Here is a 23,183-nt window from a genome sequence, read left to right on the forward strand (position 1 = left end):
CAACATCTCACGCAACCTCTGCCTTTACCCGAACGTGTACATCACCATGACATTGAAAAAGAAGCGTCCGGAGACCGTGGTGGTGTCGATCGCATCGGTGAGGCTGACGAATCCTACGCCGCGGTCGTTCAGTCCGCCGGCGAAATCCAGGAGGTCTTTCACGCTCCGGCCCAGGCGGTCCAGCTTCCACACCACCAGGGTGTCACCTTTGCGCAGGTTGTCCAGCGCTTGGTCGAGGCCGGGGCGTTGGGACTTGGTGCCGCTGATCGTGTCTTTGTAGATCTTGTCGCATCCGGCCTTCTGTAGGGCGTCGCGCTGCAGGTCCAGGTTCTGGTCCCGGGTGGAAACCCGGGCGTAGCCGATGCGGTGCGTGGTCATGGAGGGTGTTCTCTTCTCAAAACTCGGTTCGGGGTCTTAGTTCGACTGTACAGATTCGAGAACTATTTGTGAGAACGGGGGGCGGGTTGCAGATTTTTCTTCGTCGAGCCAATTTTCCGCGGCAGGACGTCGCGTCACTTCGGTGAGCGATCGTCCCCGGGATTCTCGATTCGATGCTTTCTTGGAATCCTTCGTTTGTGAGAACCCGCGATTTCATGCTCATGATGTGAAGACATCGACGAGGCGGGTAGGTCCGACACGCCCGTCTTAGGATTCACGGCACCGACGCGCGCATATGGTCGGATACATGGAAAGGGACGATGCCGGCGAGTTGGCAGGCCAGAGCTCGATCAACGAACTGCTCAACGAACCGGTCGGCGTTACTCATATCCAGATGGTGCTGCCGCTTCATGTCCAGCTCCCATCGGGGGAGTTCCGACGCTGTCTGCGAGCTCGTTATGCGTCAGTGCGGTGCGTAGCTCGCTGTTCGCGCCGAGGGCCAAATATCTGCCCTAGGGATGGGGTCGGAGGACTGCGGCCGTGTCCAGGACAGAAACACCGTCGTGGCTATCGCCGTGACTGAGACCAGCAGCCAGAGGAACCAGGCCTGTCCCCGGCCCAATGACGTAGCCTCCGGGCCCGAAAGACGCCGGCTTCGCTGCACAATCCCGTGACCGTGGTCATGGCGGCGACGAACAGCAGAATCGGGCCCGACACGGGCGGCCAGTGCGGTCTGATTCTCGAACCGCAGCACCCCGGCCAACGCTGCAACTCAGCCGAGGTCAGCGGGACCGCGCCGAGCACCGCAAGAAACATGAACCGGACTGTACACGCCAGCGGCCAAGCCCGACAGGCGAAGTAACGCAGACCCTGCTACGGGGGCGCTTGAGTCTCTGAATCCATCCGTAGTCAGAGACTCCACGACTAACCATCCCCGAGGCCCATCTGGACATGTCGGTACCGTGACACGGCCCGCTTCCCGGACCCGGGTGGCGGCCAGCTACGCTCAGCCGGGAGGTAAAACACCTGCATGATCCTGGGCTTCAAGGGAACAGATTAAGCACCTTGTTCGATTCCGTCGTCAGTCAAGGGGGATGGTGATGGCGACCTGAGTGCCTTTGTCTGGTGCGGAGTCAATGGAGATGGTGCCGGCGGCTTCGTGCACGGCCATGGTCATCAGGCATACACCGTACCCGCGCTTTCTGCTCGTGGATTGGCTGTTGTAGTTGAAGCCCACGCCGTTATCTGTGATGGTCAGGCGGACGCCGTGGTCGACGGCTGCGAGCCGGACGGTCAACTCGGTGGCGTGGGAGTGCCTGAATGCGTTGGTGAGTGTTTCCTGCGCGGCATGATAGAGAAGGTTGGCGCAGGTGGCCGGTATTTCGACGCCGTGGTGCGGGGTCTCCCAGCGCACGCACACCCCTTGGTGGCGCAGTGGAACGGTGAGTTTGTCGATGCAGCCGGCGAGTCCCAGGGCGTGGAAGTCAGCGGTGAGGTCCTCTGTGATGACTGCGCCCGCGGTACGTTTGTCCAGAGTTGCTGTTTGGCTCATGACTTTCCCTGCTTCCCTTGCATCCCCATACTTTGTATTCGCCTACCAGGTCCGGTCGCGCCTGTATGTCTTTGGATCAATAGTGGCGTTCTGGCATCAAGGATTCCGGCGGTTATCCGCAGCTTGGGGGAAGGTTTCGGGGAGGGTTTAGGCAATTTCTGGCCGCGACCGGCCCCATGGGGTCGTGGGCAGCGAGCTTTCAGCCGTCGAAGACGCCGTGTAAGCGGAATGTGGTCGTTTCCGGGCTCGGATCGGCTGGTTCGCCGGGTTCCAGCCGAAGTGAGCAAGGAGGCGGCGAGTGACTTTCCGGCTCGTTTGGTCAGGTGTCCCGGGCTGTGCGGTTTCGTCCGGTTGCTTTTGCCCGGTACAGGGCGGAATCGGCTGATGCGATCATCGTTCTTAGGTCCGCGGTGCCGGAGTTGTTGGACGCGATGCCGTAGCTGACGGTCGGATATCGGACGTTCTCCGGCGGGTTCCGGGCGGCAAAGCGGCGGCTTATGTCCCGGGCGAGGGATTCGGCGCGGTCCGGGTCGACGCCTGGAAGATAGAGGATGAATTCCTCTCCGCCGTATCTTCCCACGAGGTCTGTGGAGCGGACCGTGGCCGTGCAGGCTGCGGCGAAGGCCTGAAGAACCAGGTCTCCTGCGGGATGTCCGTATCTGTCATTGATGGCTTTGAAGTGGTCAAGGTCGGCGAGAACAAGTAACGCCGGGGCGCGCGTGAGGCGGAGGCGGCGCAGGTCAGCGGCGGCGAGGGTCAGGAACGTCGTGCGGTTCAGGACGCCTGTCAGGCCGTCGCGTGTGGCGCGGTCGTTGAGGTCTTTTGTCAGTTGTTCATAACTGAGTGCGGCCATGCTGAAGGAGACAACCACGAGGAGGGCCATGGTGAGAAGCGTCGTTGGTACCGAACCGAAGTATGTGCGGAATACGGGCCCTGTGGGGCTTTCGGTCAGGAAGGCCAGCCAGCGGCAGAAGTAGTAGGCCGCGAGGAGCCCGGATACGACAGCCAAAGGCCGGTGGACACGGGAGTCATCGGGTTTTAGCAGCCACAGTTCCCGGGAGGCGAGGCCGATCATTAATGACATCAGTGCCAGAAAGACCGGGCCCCCTGACCAGTCGTTGGTGGCCGGATGATCCAGTGTCGAGGCGACCGCCGTGAGGGCCGGTGCCAGGGCCAGCTGCCACCATTGAGCCCGGCTGGTCCTCAACGACCGGGCCGCGGACCAGACGCTGGTGGTGCCGGCGACCAGCAGGGTGTTTCCCAGCGGGTTCGCCCACACCTGCTGGGAGGTTCCGTCCAGAAGAAAAGCCGTGGATCCGAAAAGGAACAGGCCAAGTGCGGCGCACCACCAGGCGCTGTATGCGGAACGGGTCTGACGGAACGTCACAAGGTAGAAAAGAACCAGCAGGGTAAGTGCGATCACGCCGAAAGCGACACGCAGGCTCGCGCTATCAAGCATCATCTGTGCCCCCGTCAGGTCATGTTGTGGAATCAGTATGGCACCGAGGGCCGCACCGTCACACAGGGCAGTCGCCCCGGCGCCTGGCTTGCCGGGAGAAGAAGCTTTTGTTTTCCTGGCAGCCAGAAATTTAGCCTGCAGCCCAGATCATGTCCCTTAATCCCTCTGATGTTTGTTTTGGTGACGAAGCCGGAGCAGGTTGGGTCCGGATTTTCCGATAGTCAGTATGTCTGGCTTCAGGGAATGGAATTGACGGGAATTCAGACGGCGGGAAATATTGCCGTAGCACGTCAAGGGCCGCAGGCCCTTCATCGGTGCCGCCTACGATGAGAGAGGAGTCCCGCTGGTGAAGCCACTCCCGGTCCGGGGCGGAAAGGCCATGGTCGAGCAGCGCGACGAGGTGATCTGCGTCAGCTGGGCGCCCGGTTCGACCATCGAGGGCGAAGATGCCAAGGCAGCCAACGCGCTGGTGGTGCGCTTGTGTCGTGGCCGTCGCTATCCGTTGCTGGTGAACATCACAGGGATCCGGGCCGTGACGCATGCGGCCCGTGGTCTGTTCATGTCGGTAAGTCCCGCTACCCGGATAGCTCTTCTGGGATCATCACCGGTTGACGCCGTCATCGCCACTTTCTGTTTGCGCCGCTGCCCTCCGCCGTGCCCGGCCCGGTTCTTCACCTCTCGTGCGGCAGCGATGCGATGGCTCCGGCAGCCGGCCCCAGGCACGAGGAGCATCGGAAAGATGAAAGGGACATCAGCCCCGCTCGATTCGTTGCCAGGCGCTACCGGCACCCCGAAGTCCGTGCGGGACCTGCAGGGGATGAGGGTTTTGCCGGTTCCTGGGACTACCTTGTAAGCCGTCCGGGGCTTCGCTCCCTATTGTGGACGGCTGTGGGACGAACGCAGGCCCGGCTGGTTGCTGCCGTAAGCGGAACCATCGAGCCTGTGGGACCTGTAATGGTGTAACGATTCACCGTCAAGATGCCCCGCGAAAGTGCCTCAGCTATTTGTGCTCGCGTGGAGCAGGAGCTATACGAAAATGTCGGCAGAACGCGAAGGCCGGCAAAATCGGTGTCCAGCCCGACCAACAGGTCCATCCCTCATCGTCACCGCCGTGCCCGTGGCGGTCCATGATTTCGCGAGCGTTTCTCACGTGAGGCTAGTCGTTCGAGATGTGTTGGGTCAGGCGGCGGAAGTCTCGGGATAGGTAGAGGGCGATGGCAGCGGCGTTGTCACTGTCAACGGTCACGGCAAGGGTCCTGTGCCACGTGACCGGTCGCTGCGCTTTCTCGGACTGCCAGGAAAGCGGTCTTAACGGTACAGATGCTGCCCATCGCGCCGGAGACCGCGACTACAGCACCGTCAGCGGACCGGAGCCGGAAACTGAAAGACCCATCAATGAGCGTAGGCGCGTCCCGCTCCTGAACCCATCTTGCCCCTTGCGGCCTGTCAGAGCGTGTTGGAGTCCCTGGTGTAAGCCTTGTGCCAGGCTGCCCAATCGCTCGGCCGGATGGTGGGACGCCCAAGAAAGTAGCCCTGCCCTGAGGTCATGCCGAGTTCGGTGACGGCGGTGAGTTCTGCCTGGGTTTCGATTCCTTCGGCCACGATCCGGGCGCCGATTTGTTTGGCGAATCCGACCATCGCCGCGCCGAGGGCGCGCTGGCCCTGGTCGCTGTCGATTCCTGCGATGAGGCTCCGGTCGAGTTTGATGATGTCGGGCCTGAGCTGGAGGATGTGGCGCATTGATGAGAAGCCGGATCCGGCGTCGTCAACGGCTATCCGCAGCCCGCGGCGGCGCAGCGGTGCAAGAGCTGCCAGGAGCGGCGCGTACTCGTCCACGGCCAGGTGTTCGGTTAGTTCAAGGACGATCCGGTCAACGGCCAGGCCGGACTGTTCCAGGAATCCGGGCAAGCGGGGGTCCAGGCATGTTTCGGGTGAGAGGTTCAGGGCCATGTAGAGATGTTCCGGGAGCTTGGCCGTGTTGTGCAGGGCTGCTTCCAGTGCGGCGAACTCGAGGTCCCCGCCGAGACCTACGCTGGTTGCCTCGTTGAACCAGTGATCCGGGCTTCGGCCATCGTCGCTGGGGAAACGCGCCAGCGCTTCGACGCCGGTGATGGTTCCGGTCGTGAGGTCGTGGATGGGCTGGAAGGCTGTGAGGATCATCTGGCTGTGGACCGTTTTGTCGATCCGTTCCCGGACGCGTTCTTTGAGGAGTGTGCGCACCGTCTGGGCCGGCAGGAGGCGGCTGGTGCCTTCGAAGCCTGTGGACCGTCCGTCCCGGTCCTGTCGTGATTTGCCTGATACTTCCATCCAGACTGGTGCGCCGTTGCGGTGGCGGCAGGAGACCACGACGCCGGCCCAGTCCGAGCCGCGGTCACCGAGGGCGCCGGCGACAGAGTGGCGGGAGCTGGCGAGCTCGTCCTGATCGATGACCGTGCTGACCGGTCTGCCGAGCAGTTCGGCAGGGTCGTAGCCGAGAAGTGTGGTGCTGGTCCGGCTTGAGAAGGTGAAGTTCCCGCGGTCATCGATGGCCCAGAGCCATTCGCGGCTGGTGTCCAGTACGGTCTCCATGAGCTCCGAGATGGCCCGGCCCTGGTCGCGTTGCTTGCGCTGGGTGCGGATGCCCCGCGCCGCGGTCCAGACCGCGAGCAGGATCAGGCCTCCGGCGACGGAGCCAAGGATCCCGGTCAGCGCAGGCGAGTCAGTGGCTGCCGTGGCCCCGGAGTTCAGTGCCGTGACGATCGCGATGGCGAAGGCGATCTGCACACTGAGCACGCACAGGAGCAGGTGGCTGCCAATGAATGACAGGATGTTCGGTTTAGACCCCAGGACCATCTGATACCCCCTTCCCATGCTAGCCGTCTGGAGAATCCCTGGCGGGTAACGGCACGCAGGGGTCCGTCCGCTGAATGGCGGTTCCGGTCGGGGGCCAGGGTCATGGCTGGATATCCGCCAGCTCGGAGGGCTGTTCCGCAGGCACAGGGTCGGATCCGGCGCGGTAACGGTAGGTGATGTTTTCGTCCTGGACGATGAAGGTCTCCACGCCGCTGCGGTTCCAGTGCAGGACGAGCAGCCCGTAGCGTTCGGCAAGTTTGGCCAGCGTCGGGAAGGTGGTGACGTCGATGAGGGGCCGGCCCTGGGGCGCTGGCATCGGCTGGACCCGGACGAGCAGTGAGGCGTAGCGGCGGCGGATGGCCGCTGCCTCGTCGGCGGGCGCGGTACGGCGGGCGACGATCACGAGGATGACGGCGATGGCCAGGGCGGCGAGAAGCAGAACGGCTGATACGACCTGGGCTGTCGCGGCGCTGATGCCTACACCGTTCCACGCGATCATGCGGGGAACCATGGTTGCCTGCTGGGTGGTGGTTGTGTCGGTGACGGTCAGGGTGTCCGGAGCGCCGGTGAGGGCGAGTTGGAGCGGGGTGAGGTTGAGCTTGAGTTCGGGCTGAAATTCGGTTCCGGTCGTTGATGTGACCTGTGGCGTCAGGGCGATGCTGAGCGGTCCGGAGGGGAGGCCGGTGACGGCCGATGCGGCCTGCGCTTTGGCTTCGAGGGTGGCAAGGTCCAGCCGTACACTGCCGTCATAGTCGTTGGCGGTGAAGGTGACGGGTCCGGTAAGCGGGAGACTTGAGTGCCAGCCTCCGGGTGTGGACAGCTCTGCCCTCACCGTCACCGTCCCGGGGTCGCCGTGATAGGTGAAATGGACATCGACGGTGTTGGTGAGTTTGCGAAAGACCGGGTCCGGCGAATGTGCGGTGGTTCCGTCGTATGCCGGGCTTTGTCCGACGGCGGCGGTATAGGAGAAGTCCATCCGGGTGCCGCTCTTGACCTGGGCGGTCGAGGCCTCCTCGGCCGGCCCGGACCAGGCCAGAACACCGAGGGTCACGCCCATTAATGCGAGGACGGCGCCGAGGGCGGCGGAAATCCGCAGGGCGGACGGGAGGCCGTCCAGGACCTGGTGCTGAGCGGGGCGGGTGCTGATGTGGCGGGACACGGCTGCTCTCCTTCGTTTGCGCCGATGGCGGGTGGTTACTGCGGCGCTGCCGCCGGCCAGCAATACAAATGTGGTCAGGCCCAGGACCGGAGGACTCGTGAGAATTTCAAGCCACAGCCCGCCCTGCGGGATGTGAAGCAGGGCCCGGCCAACGAGGTCTTCACCGCGGGGGCTGAGGGGATCGACGGATTGGTTGTTGTCGCCCTTGAAGACAAAGGCTTCACCGTTGCCGCCGATGATCCGGTGAAGGGCCACCTCGTCCTTGCCGGGAAGGCTGTAGGCAGCAATTTCGCCCACCGAGTACGAGGATGCACGGGCGACGATAACCAGGTCGCCCTGATGGTAAACGGGGTTCATGCTGACACCGTGGGTGATGACCACTGCCGCCTGGCCGCTGACCAGAACAATCCCTGCGCACGCCGCTAGAACGGCTACCGCCAAGAGGAAGGCGGTGCGCAGACGGTGCGTCAGCCGCTGTGCCAAGGCAAACCCCTATCGGTTCGGGACGGGAGCGAGCGGCCAGCCCCCAACGGGCTGGCCGCTCACGGGACCGAAACTAGCTGACGGTGACGGCAAGGCTGCCAAGGTTGAGGTAGCCCGTTTCCGTGACGCCTGCCGTTGCCGGGTCCTCCACAAAGGTGCAGGTGGAGGCGTTGGAGGCGACGGCGGTGCAGGTGAATGTTCCGCCCGATCCACCGGAGGGTGCCGCCGCGACGACGCGGCCGTCCGCTGTACCGCTGAACGTCAGGGCAATGCTGTTGACGAGGGTCTTGGGACCTGAGTCGGCGTAGGAATATGCGATGGTGGTCAATGTCGCACCGGTAACGGACTGGCTCACCGTACCGCCGACGAACTGGGTTGAACCCGCTGTGGTGGCGAGGCCAGTGCCGGTGAAGGCAGATCCCGCGGCAACGGCGAGACCGGTGACGGACAGAGCAGTGATGATCTTTACAGATGTGCGCATGGTTTTCTCTTTCGGTTTAGGAAGCCCGGCACCCCTGAGCGGGCCCCGCGGCGGTTGCAACCCCCAAGTACAACTGGATGCCGCTGCCAACGAACACACGGGCCCCTTTTGCTGCCTGGCTTTCATCGACACCTAGAACTTAACAGCCAAAATCAAGGTTTAATCAAGACTTTGGATTAACCTGCGGGAACCCTCACGAAGCTGGGACAAACCGGGGTGAACGCCGCACTGACCCTGCGGAAGCGTATTGGCTGAATGCTGACATTCCGGTCGCAGGCCGCATCCTGGGCCAGCCCGGACATTGGTGCGTGCTGCCTCCATCAAGGAAGACTTAAGGTTTACGCAGGATCAGCCGATGTCCGGCCCTGCCGTGAAATGTGCACTTAGCCTTAACTGATGGCCATCTCAGCAGCCGATTCCGGTGACGCCGGCACGCACACCTTCGGTGCGGCGCCACGTTCCACGGCGCCCGGGAGCGGCGTCCTGCCTCTTGGCGGTCAGGAGCTGCCGCTGCTGGATGGGTCGGTGCTTCAGGACCTGGAAGATGAACTCGGGCAGCCGGAGATGGCATGGAGCTTTGTCAATGACTACGCCGCCATGTGGGGGCTGCGGCAGCGCTTCCTCCTGGATTCAATCGAGCGTGAGGATCACGCGGCGGCCCTTGATGCGGTGATCAGCCTGAAAGTATCCTCGGCCATGGTCGGCGGGCTGCGGCTGGCGCGGCTCGCACAGACGCTGGAGACCACCATCCGTAAAGGCGATCTGCGTGGCAGCGCTGAGCTGCTGGCCCTGATTTCGCTCCACGGGCAGGCGACGGTGAAGGAACTTCAGCTGCGGTACCTTCAGTCGGTCGGATAGCCTCGCCGGCGCCCCGTTCCACCGGTCAGGCCGGACTGCCGTTCATCGGGGCTTGGCTAACCGGTAGCCCACTCCCCGGACCGTCAGCAGCCAGCGCGGCGAGTCCGGATCATCGCGGAGCTTGCGGCGGATATTCGCGATATGCACCTCCACAGCCCGTTCATCGGAGTCACCGATGAGCGCATCCTGGTCGTAGTATCCGCCCCGGACGGCGCGGACGAGCTCGGCTCTCGTCAGGACCGCTCCTTCCCCACGAAGCAGCTCCTGCATCAGGTCGAACTCGCTTCGCGTCAGTTCCACGGCAGTCCCGCTGACAGAGGCTGTCCGGCTCCTGCAGTCCAGGGCCAAGCCGTTGTGCCGCAGAACCGACTCGCTGCCACCCTCCTCCGGGGGCGAGGGCTCCAACTGTGGTGCTGTCGGGGCCCCCACTGGTGTCTGCGGCCGTTGTCGGCGCATCATCGCCGCGATCCTCGCCCGCATCTCCCTTGGCCGGAACGGTTTGGTGATGTAGTCATCGGCTCCGCCGTGAAGGGCACTGAGCAGATCGGTCTCCTCGGTCCTGCCGGTGAGCATGACGATGTAGGCGTTGCTGAACCGGCGGATCCGGCGCAGGACCTCGAACCCGTCAATGTCCGGCAGGCCCACGTCCAAAGTCACGACATCGGGACTCGTGTCCCGAACAAGTTCAACGCCTTCGCGCCCGCGCGACGCGGTGTGGACTTCAAAACCTGACTGAAGAAGCACACCCTCGATCAGGTTGCGCATATCGGCGTCGTCTTCAATGACTACAGCCACGCCTAAGTCGCTCATGGCCCCCCTCCACGGTTACTTCATGAATCCGCGTCGGCCCAGCGCCGATACGATATTCGCAGCACACTTCCTAAGTTACAAGGAACAAGGGGCTTTGGGTGAACTGGTTGAATGAAGCAACCTTTGGTGCCGCGTTTTGGCCGTCACGACGCGTGCCGTAAAGTGGGCCCCGTAGCCTGGAACGCCCCCCAATGTTTCAGGCTACTTTTTTCTGTCCGGAGGGCACTAAGTGGCGGGCGGCCAGGTCTTGGCTCATTTTGAGCTGGAGCCCCAGGATTTTCAACACGCGGAGCGGGCGGGCAGTGGCCCGATCCGATCCGGACGATATCAGGATTCCGGACGGTTCGATCCTCCCCATCCCCAACCCCTCCGGCCGCCCGGCAACGGCCTCAGATAGCACCCTGGTGGAACACGCTCCCGGGTCAGCTGGAAATCTCTGCCGCCCAGGCCCTGATGTCCTGGGCGGTGAACCGTACTCCCGGGAGAACAGCCTGGAGTCTTTCGGTCAGTTCCGCTTCCACCACGAAAAGCGGCATTCCGTTCGCCACCGCATGGGTGTCGCTGATGACCCCTTCAGTGCGATCCAGCAGAACATCCAGCATCACGTCCGCGTCCCGGGCGTCCCGTGAGCCGTCGCGGACGGGTTGATGCTCGGTGTCCCAGGCCGTCAGGAGCCCGCTCTGCGGCGTCTTCACCTGGCCGGCCTCTACGCCCAGCCATTTCATGGCGTCCGCGAAAGAGGCGAAGAACTTCGTGGGGCAGACCGGAGAATGGCGGGCCACGTAGAAATCCACGATGACCCGGTCCACGGGCGAAGCCCCGACCACCGCCACGCGGGTCAGCGGCCAGGCGCCGGCAAACACGGTCCGGGCCCTGTGCTCCAGTCCTTCCATCCGGGTCATGTCGACAAGCATGGGACGGGGACGGCTCGAACAAAGGGCCCTGACCTTCGCCATCACGGCACGGGCGTCCTCTTCCGTCACAACCGCTCCACTGCTCCACCGCAGGTACAGGACGCCGCCGGAAAGTTCCAGCGCGCCTTTATCGCCAGCCAGTGTTTGATGCGCCATAAGGTCCCCCCAAGAACCGACCCCGACCGTGGCACTTGGCCGCCACGGCTGCTCCGCAGGGTGTGAAGCCCAAGGAATGATTCGACTCTAATCCCTCTGGCACCAAATGATTCGAACACGCTGTTCCTGAGGGCTTCTGCAAGCCACGGTGCCCGGCGGCACCCTCGCATGGAGGCCCGCACGTGGAGGGTGCGTGAGAGCATTGGACTGGCTGGACGAAACGTCCGTTGGGCCCGCCGTGCCAACCGGCCGGCCTGTAATCGTATTCCGGGAGGTCGCGTGTTCGGTGGGTGGTGAAGCGGAGATTTGGCGTACTGATCCTGCCACACTGCGCGATGTGCTCCTGGACCGGGCCGCTGTGGAGAGCAGACTCGAGGGATGTCCGGCACTTGAGCGGGTCTGGATCCTTTCGCTGCTCGGCCGTGACGAGGAAGCCGTGGCCGAAGGACGACGCCTGCTGGCGGACTCGCTGGACCGGTTCCGGCCCCTGCTCGTGCTTGCCCAGGCCTATCAGCGACAGTACAAGTGGCATGAAGCAGCCAAATTGCACGAGGAAGCCCTCCGCCTGGCAAACACCCGCGCACGCGAAGCGCTGGTGCGGCACCAGATCGGGCGGCGCCTCTTCGACGAGGCGCTGTACCGGGACGCCGCAGCCGAATTCGAGTGGGCCTATGACCTGTACAGAACCACCGGCCGGGACAGGCTCGCGAAAATCTCCAGGCAGGCCATGAAGCGTGCCCGGGAGATCTACGCCCAGTCCTGAGCAGCACGTCACGGAACCCCTGCGACGCTTCCGCCCGCGTCGGCCCATGACCTCCCTATGGGCATACACCGAACCGCCCGGCACCGGCAAGGCCACAGGTGCGCAGACTTAGACACGGTCGCCGCTCAAGGCATTATTGAGCAAATCCTGAGCTTCCGTACGGGTCATCTTGAGCTTGACTGTGTACGGGGATCCTTTTCAGCTAGGATCGCCGGGTTGGCCTACTGAAAGGCACCTTTGTGATGGATTTCCTCCGCTATATCACCGGTCTCGCGGTCTTCCTCAGCGCCTCGTTCGTGCTGGCGCTTTCCACCCACCTGCTCCTGATGCGACATACGAAGCGGAAGCACGCGGACCTGGCGAGCCAAGGGCAGTAGCCGCCGACCGTGCCCTACATCGACATCAACCCTCACCGGCAGCGACCGAAATGGCTCGCGTACCTCGTGCTGGCCGTTCTCACGGCCCTTACCGTCATTGTCGTCATCGCCGCTCTTGCTGGCACCTAAGCGTTCCCGGCCTCATAAAAACCTCCCCGATGTAAGGAATCCATATACCGGCTCATACCTTGCTGTAAGGCCGGTGTCCGTGGCGGACGGTGTGGATGGACCGGGCCGAACCAAGAAGATGGAGAAGGTAACCCTAGGGATCGGCGGTTGATTCACTGCTGATGCGCGATGGCCTGGCCGCCGTCGGCGAAGTCCTCTCGGTCCACGGTCTGACGGGAGCCGACGCCTCCTGGTGCAGCAAGGACCTGCAACTCCCTGCGGGCCGGGGACGGGACCAGCACCTGATTGGGGGGATTTAGCCGCTACGCGCTCCACCGTTGCTTTCTGTAAGTCGGCGAGGGTTCCGGGGCGGTCAGGATGACTAAGAGTGTCAGGAGGGGGTGGCATCTGCGCTTGGGGCGGATACAGGCATATCTGATTTTTCCGAGCACAAGGCATTGCATACTTTGCCTGTTAGGGTTCGTCTAGGGTCGGCTTCCGGATATTGGGGCTATGCAAAACATCCGATTGATGGATGTCGAGCATCTGCAAGCTCCGGCATGGTTCGCCTTTGCGTATTGTCTGGCCTCAACACCTTTGGTTAAGAATCATCATGGTCCACGGCGCTGTTGCGCCGGGGCGTTCTCATACAAGGTGGCCGCGGCTCTTCACGGCTGACACGGCGGTGACCGTTGCAGATGCGTTACAGTCTCAGACCTGCAGGATTCAGCCGATGAAACAGGTACCGATGCTTCCTCCAACGCCGGCCGTCCACGAGGCCCTTATCTCCGGTGACCTGGACGGAACGATCACTGCCTGGGATGCCGGTGCCACCGAGATGTTCGGCTTCAGCGCTGCCGAAGCGATCGGCCGGAACTATGACCTGCTGACCACAACGAGCGGAACCATCCTCCATCAGGAGGCTCTGGAACATCTCCGGGCCGGGAGACCCGCATCCGTTGTCCGGGCCCGCTGGCGGCGCAACGACGGCCGCGTCGCCGACGTTACCCTGACGCATTCACCCCTGTTCGACACCGCCGGAATACTGATCGGCAGCTCAACCATCGCCCGGGACATCACAGCGGTTGCTCAGCTGCAGGACGAGGCCGGCAAGGAACGCGAACGGCTCATCGAAGCCCAGGAGATGGCCCATGTAGGAAGCGCCGAATATGTTTTCTCCTCGGGACGGTGGTGGCACTCGGAAGAATTCGGCCGTCTTCTGGACCTCACCACCGGCGAGGAAGTCGCCGGGCCCATGCTTCTGGAAAAGATCCACCCCCAGGACCGGGACAGTCTTACAACCGACTGGCATTCCCTGGACCGGGCCGGTACCCGGAATCTTGACCGCGAGCTGCGCCTCATCCAACCAACCGGCGACGTGCGCTGGATTCACGTCAGCGTCAGGGTCACCGACACCGGCACCCGGACCAGAGTCCTCATCACAGCCCTGGACATCACCGCCCGTAAGCTCGCCGAGGCGGTCCTGACCCATCAGGCGTCCCATGACGCCCTGACCGGGCTGCCCAACAGAATCCTGATCAACACCATCCTCCATGACCTCCTGGGCCGCAAAGCATCCAGGGTTGTGGTGTTCTTCCTCGACGCTGACCGGTTCAAAACTGTCAACGACGCCATCGGCCACACCGCAGGAGACGCCATCCTCGCTCAACTCGCGGCCAGGCTCCGTCTCGCCATCCGGCCCGGCGACACCGTTGGCCGGTTCGGTGGCGACGAATTCGTGGTGATCTGCAAGAATCTGGACGCCACGGAGGCCCAGGCGGTCGCCGAACGACTTCGCGGCGCAGTCAAGGAGGCCTTCTCCCTGGGCGGCCGCCATATTTTCCTGAACATCAGCATCGGCATCGCCCCTGCCGGCCCGGGGGACACCGCTGAGACCATGCTTGATGCAGCCGACATGGCCATGTACCAGGCCAAAAATGCCGGCGGCGACCGCAGTGCGGTCCGCGACTCCGGCACGCAGGCCGCCGCTACTGCACGGCTCAATCTGGAGTCCGATCTCCGCCTCGCCCTGGACCGGAACGAGCTCAGGCTCCACTATCAACCCGTGATCGACCTCAAAACCGGGACACCTGTTGGTTTCGAAGCTCTCCTGCGCTGGGAACACCCGACACACGGCCTGCTTCTGCCGGCAAGCTTCATCAGCCTCGCCGAAGACAGCGGCTTGATCGTTCCCATTGGCAGCTGGGTGCTCAACCAGGCCCTCCAACAGACCCAGCTATGGCGCGATACCCTGCCCGGCGCCAAGGACCTCACGATTTCCGTTAACGTCTCCGTGCGCCAACTTCAGGATTTGCGCTTCGTCGACACCGTCCGGGACGCTCTCCGCACGACCGGCATCAGTCCGGGCGCCGTTACCCTGGAAATCACCGAATCCGTACTCGTGGATCAAAGCGAACTGCCCACCGCCATCATCCAAGGCCTGCATGCCTGCGGCGTCGGCCTGGCCATCGACGATTTCGGTACCGGATACTCATCCCTGAGCCACCTCCGATGGCTATCCGCCCACACCCTGAAAATCGATAAGTCCTTCGTGTCAGAACTCGGCTATAAAGATCCCAGCAGCGCCTCCATCATCCAACTCATCCTCGGCATGGCCCGCGTCCTGAACCTCAGCGTTATCGCCGAAGGGGTCGAAACGCCGGCGCAATTGAACGAACTACGCAGGCTCGGTGTCCGCCACGCCCAGGGCTACCTCTGGTCCGCGCCTCTCCCCGCCCATGAAATACCAAAGTGGCAGCTGCAAACACACGCACCGTAACCCCCGCCGCACAACGCCCAGCCCCGCAAACTCCCCCGCACAAACTGACCCAACCAGCCACAGTCACTGATCGATGGCCGCCGCGTCGTGGTCCGGGATGGGGGACAATCGACTCACCTGGAGAGCAGCTTCACCCCGTCCGGACGCAGTTCACCGGCGGGTGACACGTGCCGGTAGAGGGTCTGGCGGGTGATGCCGATTCCAGCGGGCTTTGTCCGGCTTTTGCGTTCCGAAAGTACAGCAGGGGGCCGCGATCGAGGACTAACGTGGCCAACCGCGTCGGTAATCTCGACAAGACCCGCCGCAAACACGTGTGCGCACGGACAGACCAGCACGGGGATCCTCGATTCGAGTTCTTCTCGGAATCCTTCGTTATCGAGACTGGAGAACACCAAGGGCCGAGTCGCAGCTGGGCGAGTCGGCCTGCCAAAGCTGTCTCAAGCCAGGCCGCCATAGTCATCCTGGTTGGCCAATGGGTTTCGTGCAACGATTCCGTACGCACCGTGGCGGGCGTGTCGCCGGCCGGCGGGCCGTGCAGCTCACGGTTGGTGGTTCGCTCCTCGAGGTGAGCGCTAGGAGGCCTCGCCCCAGGGCACGCCCGCCGGGCGGCCACCGACGTGCTGCCACGCTCGATCTGCGAAGTCCAAGGCTTGATCCCCAGAAGCACCGATGTTGATGGCCATAGGGATTCGTGAGCGCGCAATGCGGTTGATCGTGGACTTACCGACGCCAAGCTTGTCGGCGATCTGCCGGACCGTCCATCCCCTATCGGTCAAGACGTGAACGACGTCCCTCAGGACGAGGACACGTGCCAAGTCAGCCTGGCGAATATGCCCCCAAGCGGCGAATGCATCGTCAACAGTAACCTCGGAAAACTTCTTATCTTGTCCCATGCTGGGACACTATCAGGTGTCCCAGCATGGGACAAGGGGTGTGCCGGCCCTGCTCTCCCTCAGGCATCTGGTCCCCGACGAATCACACCGGGGGCCCTGACCTGGTCTGCGTCCATTTCGGTGAAATAGGGCGAGAACGATTTGTTCTTCTTAGGCACCGGGGGCCTTCGTCTCCGGGGCGACGCGTTGCAGCAAGGCGTTGTGTACCTTCTCCAGGGTGGCGCTGCGTGCCTCGGCGCTGGCGAGCTTCTTCTCCGCCTCCGCGGCCGCCCCGGCGGCGGCGCGTTCTGCTGCACGTGAGTCTTCGAGCGCAGCGCCCTGGGCGGCCAGCTGATGCTCCAACGCCTGCGCCTTGGACTCCAGGGCGCTGACGCGGGCCTGAGAGTCGGCGGCCGCGGTTTCTCTCTCTGCGGCCGCCTTGTCCAGGTCCGCCACGAGCTCGGCAATTTCCAGGTCTTTGTCCTTGCGTTCCTGCGCCCAAGCCGCTTCGACGGCGGCGTGCCGTTCGGCCGCCTGGGTGGAGGCCTCGGCCCAGCAGGCAGCGGCGAGCCGGGTCGCCTGTTCGAGCAGGGCCGGCGGTGTCGCGGCGACCTGTCCGCCGGCGGCGAGCTTCTCCTCTGACCATTCCTTCAGGTAGCGGGTGGCGTCCGCGTTGCTGACGCCCGCGGCGGCGCGGACCGTGGAGACGGTCGGGCGGCGCTCGGCGCTGATCTGCTCGGCGGCGGCAAACACGCGGTCTTTCACACTCGACGTCATGGCGTCTTCTCCCAAAAAGTAGTAGGAGTAGTAACGATACTACTCCTACTACTACTTTTCAAGGGTTTAGAACGGCGGTTCAGAAGCGGGTCCCCTCCCCCAGCCCCCCGGGCACCGCCGGTCGCCGGGCGGCGCGGCCCGTCGTGGACGTAACCGTGTGGCCGGGTGGCATGAGCCGGCAATCCGCTCACGAACGCTGGTCCAACAAAGAATGACCTGCAGGGCCCTTCCGCTACGGTACCAACGGGGGGTTATCAGGGGTGAATGACCCCATGCTCGGAACCGGCAGAGTCAACTAGGCTGATCCGGTGGAAATCACCGGAACGATCCAAATGGCCGACGGCAGCACCGACCACATCACCGCCCAGGGCGACACTTACGACAACGCCAAGGCCGTACTTGAGGCCGCCATCCCCGAAGGCACGAAGCTGATCGCCATCCGCAAGGACAGCTGACCACCATGACTGAACACAGGACAGCGCCGCACCCGGAGTGGGTCCAGATGTACCGGCAAGGCCTCACCACCGCCAAAATCGCCGCCACAGCAGGCATCGGCCAAAGCACCGTCCGCTACCACCTGGCCATCGCCGCCGCCGCGGAACCGTCCATCAGGGACGACCACCGCAATGCAGCCCGCAGAGCGCCGGCCACGCGCATCACCGCGGAAGGGCTGCGGAACCTCGACGACACCCTCGCCTTGTACCGGGCCGAGGGCCGACTCCCCTCGAGCAGTTCCCCCTCCGCGCGGGAGCGTGCCCTGGCCATGTGGCTGGTCAGACGACGCCAGGACCACGACCAGGGAAGCCTCTCCCCCACCTACAGCGAAGGTCTGCAGGAAATCCCCGGCTGGGAACAACGGACCCGCAAAGACAACGACGAAAAACGTTGGAACCAACGCCTGATCGAGCTCACCGCCTACATGGGCACAGGGAACGACTGGCCCCGCCACAAGAAAACAGACACCGAACAAGAACGGGCCCTGGGGATGTGGCTGCACATCCAACGAATGAAGTACCGCCGCAACGAACTGGACCACGGCAAAGAAGAACAGCTGAACACACTCCTTCCCGGCTGGCGTGACGGCAGGACCCGCGGACGCCCGCCCGGCTCCCCAAACATCCCACGCGACCGAACGGCTGCGGCGACGTTTGAACTGCACCGCGGTTCCCCGTCGGGTCAGCCCGAACAGTAGCAATATCTACTGATATCTATCGTTTTGCTACACTTGTATATATTTCAGTAGATCTTCATAGAGATGAGACTCGCTTGGATCCCGTATCGAATCCCTACTCGCCCGGAGCCGGACGGAAGCCGGCGGCCCTTGTCGGTCGCGACCAACCGCGCAGGGATTGGCAGATTGCCATCGAACGTGTTGAATCCGGCAGAACGGCCCAGCCTTTCGTTCTCTATGGGCTAAGGGGCGTGGGCAAGACAGTTCTTCTCTCGGACTTCCGCCGCTCCGCGAGTGAGCGGGACTGGCTAGTCGCACAGGTCGAAGCGGGCGCCGGCAAGTCACTTCGCGAGGCGCTAGGAGAAGCCCTTCACGCGCCTCTTGCCGATCTGGCACGCCCGTCGGCCGGAAGGCGACTACTCAAGGCGCTAAAAACAGCCGTCAGCTTCAAAGCGTCCTACGACCAGAGCGGAACCTGGAACTTCGGTCTCGACCTGGACGGGGCCTCAGGCGGAGGAGCGGACACTGGCGTCCTCGAAACAGATCTCCGCAAGCTCATCCACGACCTGGCCTTGGCTGCAGAGGAGGAGAGCGTCGGCCTGGCAATCCTGATTGACGAAGCTCAGGATCTCAATCCGGCCGAACTCGTGGCACTCTGCGCAATCGCCCACGCCGCCGCGCAAGACGACTGGCGCGTCCTCTTCGCGTTTGCCGGACTGCCGAGCCTGCCCAGGGTCCTCGCCGAAGCGAAGTCTTACGCCGAACGGTTCAATTACGAGAAGATCGAGGAGCTCCGCGGCACCGTCGCCTCCGAAGCCCTGACGAAACCGGCAAGCGAGGATGGGGTCGAATGGGAGGACTCCGCCGTCGCCCTGATCGTCGACGAAAGCGCAGGCTATCCGTACTTCCTGCAGCAATTCGGACAAGACACATGGAACGCCGCAACGGGTGTGAAAATCACTTTCGACGATGCCCGCGTTGGTGCCGCCAACGGCCGGGCAGCTCTGGACAGCGGCTTCTTCCGCGCCCGCTGGGACCGGGCAACCCGAGCCGAACAGAACTACCTCAGGGCCATGGCCGAAGACGACGACAAAGGTAGCTCATCCGGCGAAATAGCAGTACGGCTGGGACGAGGGCCGGCTAGTTTCGGCCCGATTCGGGCGAACCTGATTGCGAAGGGCCTGGTCTACGCTCCAGAACATGGAGTCATCGCATTCACCGTTCCTGGAATGGCGGCCTTCATCAAACGCCAACCCAAGTGAGCGTCGTAGTCCAGCGGGAATCGGAGCGTTGCTTCCTATGCCGAAGCTGTACACGGTGGCGCGGCTGACCCCGAGGATCTTCCCGATGTCAGCCGGCTTAAGCCCCTGAGCCTTCAGGTCGCGGGCGCGCATCGATCAGAACTGTACAAGGTTAGTACCAGATTGGTACTAACCTTGTGACTCGCGTTCCAACCGTTCCACCGCAGGCCAAACGATTTTGTTGAGCATGTACTGAATGCTGCGCTCTTCCTTGGCGCACAGTGCCTTGAGTCGCTGATGGTCCTCTGGGGTCATCTTGAAGTTGAATCCCACCGTCGCGGCACTGCGCTGCACTGCGAGCTTCGCCTCTAGATGGCTTGACGGCTGAGGACCGCTGTCTGCCGGTTCTGGAGCCGTCGACGCACTCCGGCTGAATTCCTCTATCTTTCGCTCCAGTTCAGGGTCTGCGATTGCACGGCGGCGGTTGGGCTGCACTCTAGGCAAGGTTCATCAACTCCTGAACGAAAACTTGTACTTCTGCTTTTGCCTTGGAATCTGACCACTCCACTACTCCCCTACCCAGCGGCATGACGTCCATGTAGGCGGCCCGCTGGTAAAGCGTCGTGCTGAAGAGTGGGATTTCCGGGTAATCGGTGAGGATTTCCTTAGCGTCGTCGACTTTCCTGCTCATGGAGTGAGTAGGAGCCTGCGTGAAGATTCCGGCTATGGCGAGATCGGGATTGAAGTCTTTGAATTGTTCGAGTAGCGGAACGAACTTAGGTAGGGTGTCGAGGTCCACTGGAGATGGCTTCATCGGAACCACCAACAGGTCCGACGTCGTAGCCGCAGTCCGCATCTCTTGGCTGTCATAGCCTCCTACATCGACAAGCACCACGTCGTAGGTTTCGTCCAGTTCTTGAAGCGTGGCGCGGAGATTGCCCCTCTTCTGAATGCCAATGATCTTTGGAAGATCTGAGCTGTGTTGCTCGCGATCACTGATCCAGTTGGCTGTCGTCCCGATCGGGTCAGCGTCGACGACGATGACCCGCTTCCCCAGCCTGGTTAGTTCAACCGCGACATTGACGGTTGCGGTGCTCTTACCCACGCCGCCCTTCAACGAACCTACGGTGGTAATCATGGGCGAGCCTTCCATTATCAACTAATGTTGTACTTGTTTGAGACTAATACTACATGAGAACCAAACTAGTACGACACTAGTACCAGTTTGGTTCTTTTTTAGTACCAAACCAGTACGAAACCTAAACCGTCACTGAGTGAGCCGTGTCCCGCTTAACAACGATACTAGTATCGTACTGGTTTGGTGCTTGTTTAGTACCAAACCAGTACGAAACCTAGACCGGCTCCCGTGCCCAGGGCGTAGGCGTCGTCAGCCTTGGCGGCCCCGTCGCGGTGGACCATGGCGAGAGCGCTCATTTCGACCAGGGGTGGCTTGTGAATTAGTGAAATATCCGACGCTAGCGCAAAACTTCACTAGGAATGGCTGGTCATTTCGCCGTGGAACCAAGCTGGTTCGCAGGGTGTCCCTTGGCGGGGCTGATGTATCGCCAGGGGAGGTACCTGAGGACAGTCCTGATTGGGGTCATGCCGCCTGGTTGAAGGCAAGGTGGGAGAGGGTGACTTCATCTGGGGGGCCTTCGTAGGTGTGCCAGGGGTAATCATCGGTGGGGGACAGCAGCTCGGCGACGGAATGGGCCCGTTTGGAGAGCCATTCCTTCCAGACGGTGCGGTCGTCCTTATATTTTTGGAGCTGCACGGCCACGGCTTCAAGTACGCCGAACCTCTCGGCAAGGTCCTTCAGCGATGTGGTGGCCACGATCGACCAGGCACGGCCTTTGTCCCGGGCAATGAGGTTCCATGCCGCCAGGATCTCCAGGGCCTCGCGTAGTGCGGTCCTGGATACACCTGCAGCCTGAATAAGGTCAACGGTCCGCAACGGCTCGGGGGAGTGTTCCAGTGCCTCGTACACGAAGGCGGCGGGCAGTCCCAGTTCGCGGAATACCGGGCGCAGGGCATGGATCTTGCCCTTTCGCCACGACAAGTCCTCGGCCGCCGGCTTCACGTCCTCCGGGATGGTGAGCATGTAGAGATCTCCCTTGGTTCCTCGTCCTTGTTCGACAAGGGTTACCAGCGGGTCTTTCTCTGACCTCAGCGCCCGTAGGTGCCCGGCGACGGTGGTGTGATCGAGCCCAGTGGCCACGGCGACCGATCTGACACCAAACTCAACGAACCGTGACGCTGTCATGTGGGCAGCCTCTCCCAGCGCCCGAAGGATCATCCTCCGCGCCAAGCCGTTCCGGGAATCTTGGTAGCGAGGTTCCTTGAGCCTGAGCGCGTTACGCCAGGTCCGGATGAACCGATGCTCAGCATCGGGATCAGTGACTACGGAATTCTCCTTTAACCCCTGGCCCTGTGTAGAAGGCTGGCTTGTGGGGGATATACGCGCATTGTTCTTCCCCGATTTGGATCCTTGGTTTTTGTGCAGGTAGGAGACGGCTTCGGCCCAGTCCCTCCGCAGAGCCTGCATACGGTCACGGGAGGAGTACCTGGCATAGAAGGAGGCCAGTCCCGGCCAAACACCCTGCAGCATCCGGCGTTCAACATCTGTGAGTTCCAGACCGGCGGCCGCGGCTCCGACAATGACCGCCTGGCGGGCCTCAGAGTCCGTTCCGTAGCGGTTAGCGTCGTAAAGCCCGGTGACTGCCAGCTGCTGCATGGCCCGGGACATCCGACCCGTCAGGTGCGGGGCCTTGGGTGCATCGGCCGTTGACGGAGTGAATGACTGCTCCAGCCGCATCGCGCGCGCGGCTGCGATCTCGCTGGCCAGCTCCGCGTTCAACGTGGCCCACACGGCGGGGCTGTTCGGCCGGCGGAGGACGTCGTAAGCCATGTTCAGGCTCATGGCCAGTTCCTGGTGGCCACCACGCTTGTGCGGTGAGCCTGGAACACGCATGCAGCCATGATTGAGGTTCTGGTGCGGGGTCTTGTCCAGGCTCCGGTACCTGGTGCCCAGGGCCTCGACAAAATCACGCGCTTCCGAGAAGCTGACGCGCCGTTCCAACGGAACGTAGACGTGGCGGCCGCCGTTGGGGGAGTAGTCCTCAATCCAACGTGCACCGCAGGAGTAAAGCCACGTCTGGAGGGCCTTCACATCCGCCTCAACCCAGTCGACGCCGCCGGTGGAGGAGTCGAAGTCCAGGAAGATCGCAGCGCATGCGCCGTCTTTCCCGAAAATCCGCACGGCGGCCGGGAACGAGGGAAGAGCGCCGGTTAGATCCCTTTCATGCTTCTGTGGGTACGACCTGCCACCATCACGCGACAACCGGACACGCGGCTGGCCCGCCAACAACGGTGCCAAGGCAGCCCACGCCTGTTCAGGCGTGACTTGACGCGACACACGAGGCATGACATGCGTTGACGTCGAAGACGGGTCAGGTACGATGGGACCAGTTCCTTTCCAATGGATGGGTACAACAAGATCCACCCACTGGGTGGGTGTTGGGGATGTTCAGATCGGATCCGCCAAGATATGGATCTGAACGAGAAAACTTGCGACGGCCCGCGAAAGCGGGCCGTCTTTCGTTTAAGAGGCCATGCGACTGATGGGCAGAGCCTCCTGGTTTGCGTCGTCAAGTTTGTTAGGCAGACCGTTGTCACGGTCAATGAGCGCACCAAGATAGTCGCTGAGGGAAAGCCCATGCCGTTGTGCGGCTTCGTGGGCACGCTTGTGCTGATCGGGATAAATGCGCCCCCGAAGGGCTACTCGATTGCCGTCTAGCTTCGGCGTGGCGTACGGGCTGTATGCGCTCATACCCTCATCCTTCACTTAATTTCCCCCCGATACCGGTACCGGCGCTCGGCGTGTCGCCCGAATGGTCATCCTTTAGCGATGCGCGAAGTTACCTGGCACCTGTTGGCGGCGCATCAACTTGATTCCCCCAAGAAATCAAGTACGCCACAGCCTACAGACATGCTCCGCACATGAACAACTCAAT

General features: G+C 62.6%; 23 protein-coding genes. 8 read left to right on the forward strand and 15 right to left on the reverse strand.

Going from position 1 to position 23,183, the window contains the following annotated elements:
- Positions 1–24 precede the first annotated feature (24 nt).
- The 4 genes from ASG77_RS06995 to ASG77_RS07005 form a co-directional block, all read right to left on the reverse strand.
- Positions 25–378 carry a recombinase family protein gene (locus ASG77_RS06995; protein WP_327019612.1) on the reverse strand — a complete coding sequence of 118 codons (354 nt, stop codon included), beginning with the start codon at positions 376–378 and terminating at the stop codon, positions 25–27.
- Positions 379–652: 274 nt separating this feature from the next.
- Positions 653–790 (reverse strand): hypothetical protein, encoded by a 138-nt coding sequence (locus ASG77_RS21710; protein WP_156380204.1) that lies wholly within the window; start codon positions 788–790, stop codon positions 653–655.
- Between the two features lie 669 nt (positions 791–1,459).
- On the reverse strand, positions 1,460–1,930 hold the full coding sequence (locus ASG77_RS07000; protein ID WP_056343068.1) for a sensor histidine kinase: 471 nt from the start codon (positions 1,928–1,930) through the stop codon (positions 1,460–1,462).
- A gap of 319 nt (positions 1,931–2,249) precedes the next feature.
- Complete coding sequence (locus ASG77_RS07005) at positions 2,250–3,392, reverse strand: GGDEF domain-containing protein (protein WP_056343069.1); 1,143 nt, start codon at positions 3,390–3,392, stop codon at positions 2,250–2,252.
- A 376-nt stretch (positions 3,393–3,768) separates the two neighbouring features.
- Here ASG77_RS07005 and ASG77_RS22990 point away from each other — a divergent pair, with 376 nt between their 5' ends.
- Entirely contained in the window at positions 3,769–4,242 is a 474-nt protein-coding gene (locus ASG77_RS22990) for a DUF7793 family protein (protein ID WP_162254918.1), read from the forward strand.
- 593 nt (positions 4,243–4,835) lie between these two features.
- Here the strand turns inward: ASG77_RS22990 and ASG77_RS22480 are convergent.
- The 3 genes from ASG77_RS22480 to ASG77_RS07025 form a co-directional block, all read right to left on the reverse strand.
- Positions 4,836–6,239 (reverse strand): sensor domain-containing phosphodiesterase, encoded by a 1,404-nt coding sequence (locus tag ASG77_RS22480; RefSeq protein WP_235564367.1) that lies wholly within the window; start codon positions 6,237–6,239, stop codon positions 4,836–4,838.
- A gap of 82 nt (positions 6,240–6,321) precedes the next feature.
- A complete protein-coding gene (locus tag ASG77_RS07020) occupies positions 6,322–7,863 on the reverse strand; it encodes a signal peptidase I (protein ID WP_056343073.1) in 1,542 nt (513 codons plus the stop codon).
- Positions 7,864–7,936: 73 nt separating this feature from the next.
- Entirely contained in the window at positions 7,937–8,344 is a 408-nt protein-coding gene (locus ASG77_RS07025; RefSeq protein WP_056343075.1) for a hypothetical protein, read from the reverse strand.
- 396 nt (positions 8,345–8,740) lie between these two features.
- Here ASG77_RS07025 and ASG77_RS07030 point away from each other — a divergent pair, with 396 nt between their 5' ends.
- Positions 8,741–9,202: an Hpt domain-containing protein gene (locus tag ASG77_RS07030; RefSeq protein WP_156380205.1), complete on the forward strand. Its 462-nt coding sequence runs from the start codon at positions 8,741–8,743 to the stop codon at positions 9,200–9,202.
- Positions 9,203–9,244: 42 nt separating this feature from the next.
- Here ASG77_RS07030 and ASG77_RS07035 read toward each other — a convergent pair whose 3' ends face one another.
- Together ASG77_RS07035 and ASG77_RS07040 are read right to left on the reverse strand one after the other, a co-directional pair.
- A complete protein-coding gene (locus ASG77_RS07035; RefSeq protein WP_056343077.1) occupies positions 9,245–10,012 on the reverse strand; it encodes a response regulator transcription factor in 768 nt (255 codons plus the stop codon).
- Between the two features lie 422 nt (positions 10,013–10,434).
- Entirely contained in the window at positions 10,435–11,082 is a 648-nt protein-coding gene (locus ASG77_RS07040; RefSeq protein WP_056343079.1) for an STAS/SEC14 domain-containing protein, read from the reverse strand.
- 193 nt (positions 11,083–11,275) lie between these two features.
- Here ASG77_RS07040 and ASG77_RS07045 point away from each other — a divergent pair, with 193 nt between their 5' ends.
- The 3 genes from ASG77_RS07045 to ASG77_RS07050 all read left to right on the forward strand — a co-directional run bounded on the left by ASG77_RS07045 (position 11,276) and on the right by ASG77_RS07050 (position 15,109).
- Complete coding sequence (locus ASG77_RS07045) at positions 11,276–11,845, forward strand: hypothetical protein (protein ID WP_235564369.1); 570 nt, start codon at positions 11,276–11,278, stop codon at positions 11,843–11,845.
- Positions 11,846–12,084: 239 nt separating this feature from the next.
- Positions 12,085–12,222 (forward strand): hypothetical protein, encoded by a 138-nt coding sequence (locus ASG77_RS21715; protein ID WP_156380206.1) that lies wholly within the window; start codon positions 12,085–12,087, stop codon positions 12,220–12,222.
- 841 nt (positions 12,223–13,063) lie between these two features.
- Positions 13,064–15,109 (forward strand): putative bifunctional diguanylate cyclase/phosphodiesterase, encoded by a 2,046-nt coding sequence (locus tag ASG77_RS07050; protein ID WP_056343082.1) that lies wholly within the window; start codon positions 13,064–13,066, stop codon positions 15,107–15,109.
- A gap of 572 nt (positions 15,110–15,681) precedes the next feature.
- On the opposite strand, the gene ASG77_RS07055 is transcribed toward ASG77_RS07050, so the two are convergent.
- Together ASG77_RS07055 and ASG77_RS07060 are read right to left on the reverse strand one after the other, a co-directional pair.
- Positions 15,682–16,002, reverse strand: coding sequence for a helix-turn-helix domain-containing protein (locus ASG77_RS07055; protein WP_056343084.1), 321 nt, complete (start codon positions 16,000–16,002; stop codon positions 15,682–15,684).
- Between the two features lie 150 nt (positions 16,003–16,152).
- Positions 16,153–16,758 carry a DNA-binding protein gene (locus ASG77_RS07060; protein WP_056343087.1) on the reverse strand — a complete coding sequence of 202 codons (606 nt, stop codon included), beginning with the start codon at positions 16,756–16,758 and terminating at the stop codon, positions 16,153–16,155.
- Positions 16,759–17,066: 308 nt separating this feature from the next.
- Between ASG77_RS07060 and ASG77_RS22200 the strand changes: the two genes are divergently transcribed.
- From ASG77_RS22200 to ASG77_RS07070, 3 genes are all read left to right on the forward strand, one after another.
- Positions 17,067–17,213 carry a hypothetical protein gene (locus ASG77_RS22200; RefSeq protein ID WP_200950684.1) on the forward strand — a complete coding sequence of 49 codons (147 nt, stop codon included), beginning with the start codon at positions 17,067–17,069 and terminating at the stop codon, positions 17,211–17,213.
- 5 nt (positions 17,214–17,218) lie between these two features.
- Positions 17,219–17,950, forward strand: coding sequence for a Helicase associated domain protein (locus ASG77_RS07065; protein WP_200950686.1), 732 nt, complete (start codon positions 17,219–17,221; stop codon positions 17,948–17,950).
- 74 nt (positions 17,951–18,024) lie between these two features.
- Positions 18,025–19,191: an ATP-binding protein gene (locus ASG77_RS07070; RefSeq protein ID WP_056343090.1), complete on the forward strand. Its 1,167-nt coding sequence runs from the start codon at positions 18,025–18,027 to the stop codon at positions 19,189–19,191.
- Positions 19,192–19,359: 168 nt separating this feature from the next.
- Here ASG77_RS07070 and ASG77_RS07075 read toward each other — a convergent pair whose 3' ends face one another.
- From ASG77_RS07075 to ASG77_RS21150, 4 genes are all read right to left on the reverse strand, one after another.
- Positions 19,360–19,665: a hypothetical protein gene (locus tag ASG77_RS07075; protein ID WP_056343092.1), complete on the reverse strand. Its 306-nt coding sequence runs from the start codon at positions 19,663–19,665 to the stop codon at positions 19,360–19,362.
- Position 19,666: 1 nt separating this feature from the next.
- Positions 19,667–20,308: an AAA family ATPase gene (locus ASG77_RS07080; protein WP_056343102.1), complete on the reverse strand. Its 642-nt coding sequence runs from the start codon at positions 20,306–20,308 to the stop codon at positions 19,667–19,669.
- Between the two features lie 462 nt (positions 20,309–20,770).
- Positions 20,771–22,594, reverse strand: coding sequence for a GntR family transcriptional regulator (locus ASG77_RS07085; RefSeq protein WP_056343103.1), 1,824 nt, complete (start codon positions 22,592–22,594; stop codon positions 20,771–20,773).
- A 177-nt stretch (positions 22,595–22,771) separates the two neighbouring features.
- Entirely contained in the window at positions 22,772–22,999 is a 228-nt protein-coding gene (locus ASG77_RS21150; protein ID WP_082575879.1) for a hypothetical protein, read from the reverse strand.
- Positions 23,000–23,183 lie beyond the last annotated feature (184 nt).

This window comes from Arthrobacter sp. Soil762, assembly GCF_001428335.1.
GTDB lineage: Bacteria > Actinomycetota > Actinomycetes > Actinomycetales > Micrococcaceae > Arthrobacter.

Excerpts from the sequence above, each read along its gene's own strand:
- ASG77_RS06995 (WP_327019612.1), bottom strand. The coding sequence starts at position 378 with ATGACCACGCACCGCATCGGCTACGCCCGGGTTTCCACCCGGGACCAG.
- ASG77_RS21710 (WP_156380204.1), bottom strand. The coding sequence starts at position 790 with ATGAAGCGGCAGCACCATCTGGATATGAGTAACGCCGACCGGTTCGTT.
- ASG77_RS07000 (WP_056343068.1), bottom strand. The coding sequence starts at position 1,930 with ATGAGCCAAACAGCAACTCTGGACAAACGTACCGCGGGCGCAGTCATC.
- ASG77_RS07005 (WP_056343069.1), bottom strand. The coding sequence starts at position 3,392 with ATGATGCTTGATAGCGCGAGCCTGCGTGTCGCTTTCGGCGTGATCGCA.
- ASG77_RS22990 (WP_162254918.1), top strand. The coding sequence starts at position 3,769 with ATGGTCGAGCAGCGCGACGAGGTGATCTGCGTCAGCTGGGCGCCCGGT.
- ASG77_RS22480 (WP_235564367.1), bottom strand. The coding sequence starts at position 6,239 with ATGGGAAGGGGGTATCAGATGGTCCTGGGGTCTAAACCGAACATCCTG.
- ASG77_RS07025 (WP_056343075.1), bottom strand. The coding sequence starts at position 8,344 with ATGCGCACATCTGTAAAGATCATCACTGCTCTGTCCGTCACCGGTCTC.
- ASG77_RS07030 (WP_156380205.1), top strand. The coding sequence starts at position 8,741 with ATGGCCATCTCAGCAGCCGATTCCGGTGACGCCGGCACGCACACCTTC.
- ASG77_RS07035 (WP_056343077.1), bottom strand. The coding sequence starts at position 10,012 with ATGAGCGACTTAGGCGTGGCTGTAGTCATTGAAGACGACGCCGATATG.
- ASG77_RS07040 (WP_056343079.1), bottom strand. The coding sequence starts at position 11,082 with ATGGCGCATCAAACACTGGCTGGCGATAAAGGCGCGCTGGAACTTTCC.
- ASG77_RS07050 (WP_056343082.1), top strand. The coding sequence starts at position 13,064 with ATGAAACAGGTACCGATGCTTCCTCCAACGCCGGCCGTCCACGAGGCC.
- ASG77_RS07055 (WP_056343084.1), bottom strand. The coding sequence starts at position 16,002 with ATGGGACAAGATAAGAAGTTTTCCGAGGTTACTGTTGACGATGCATTC.
- ASG77_RS07060 (WP_056343087.1), bottom strand. The coding sequence starts at position 16,758 with ATGACGTCGAGTGTGAAAGACCGCGTGTTTGCCGCCGCCGAGCAGATC.
- ASG77_RS07065 (WP_200950686.1), top strand. The coding sequence starts at position 17,219 with ATGACTGAACACAGGACAGCGCCGCACCCGGAGTGGGTCCAGATGTAC.
- ASG77_RS07080 (WP_056343102.1), bottom strand. The coding sequence starts at position 20,308 with ATGATTACCACCGTAGGTTCGTTGAAGGGCGGCGTGGGTAAGAGCACC.
- ASG77_RS07085 (WP_056343103.1), bottom strand. The coding sequence starts at position 22,594 with ATGCCTCGTGTGTCGCGTCAAGTCACGCCTGAACAGGCGTGGGCTGCC.
- ASG77_RS21150 (WP_082575879.1), bottom strand. The coding sequence starts at position 22,999 with ATGAGCGCATACAGCCCGTACGCCACGCCGAAGCTAGACGGCAATCGA.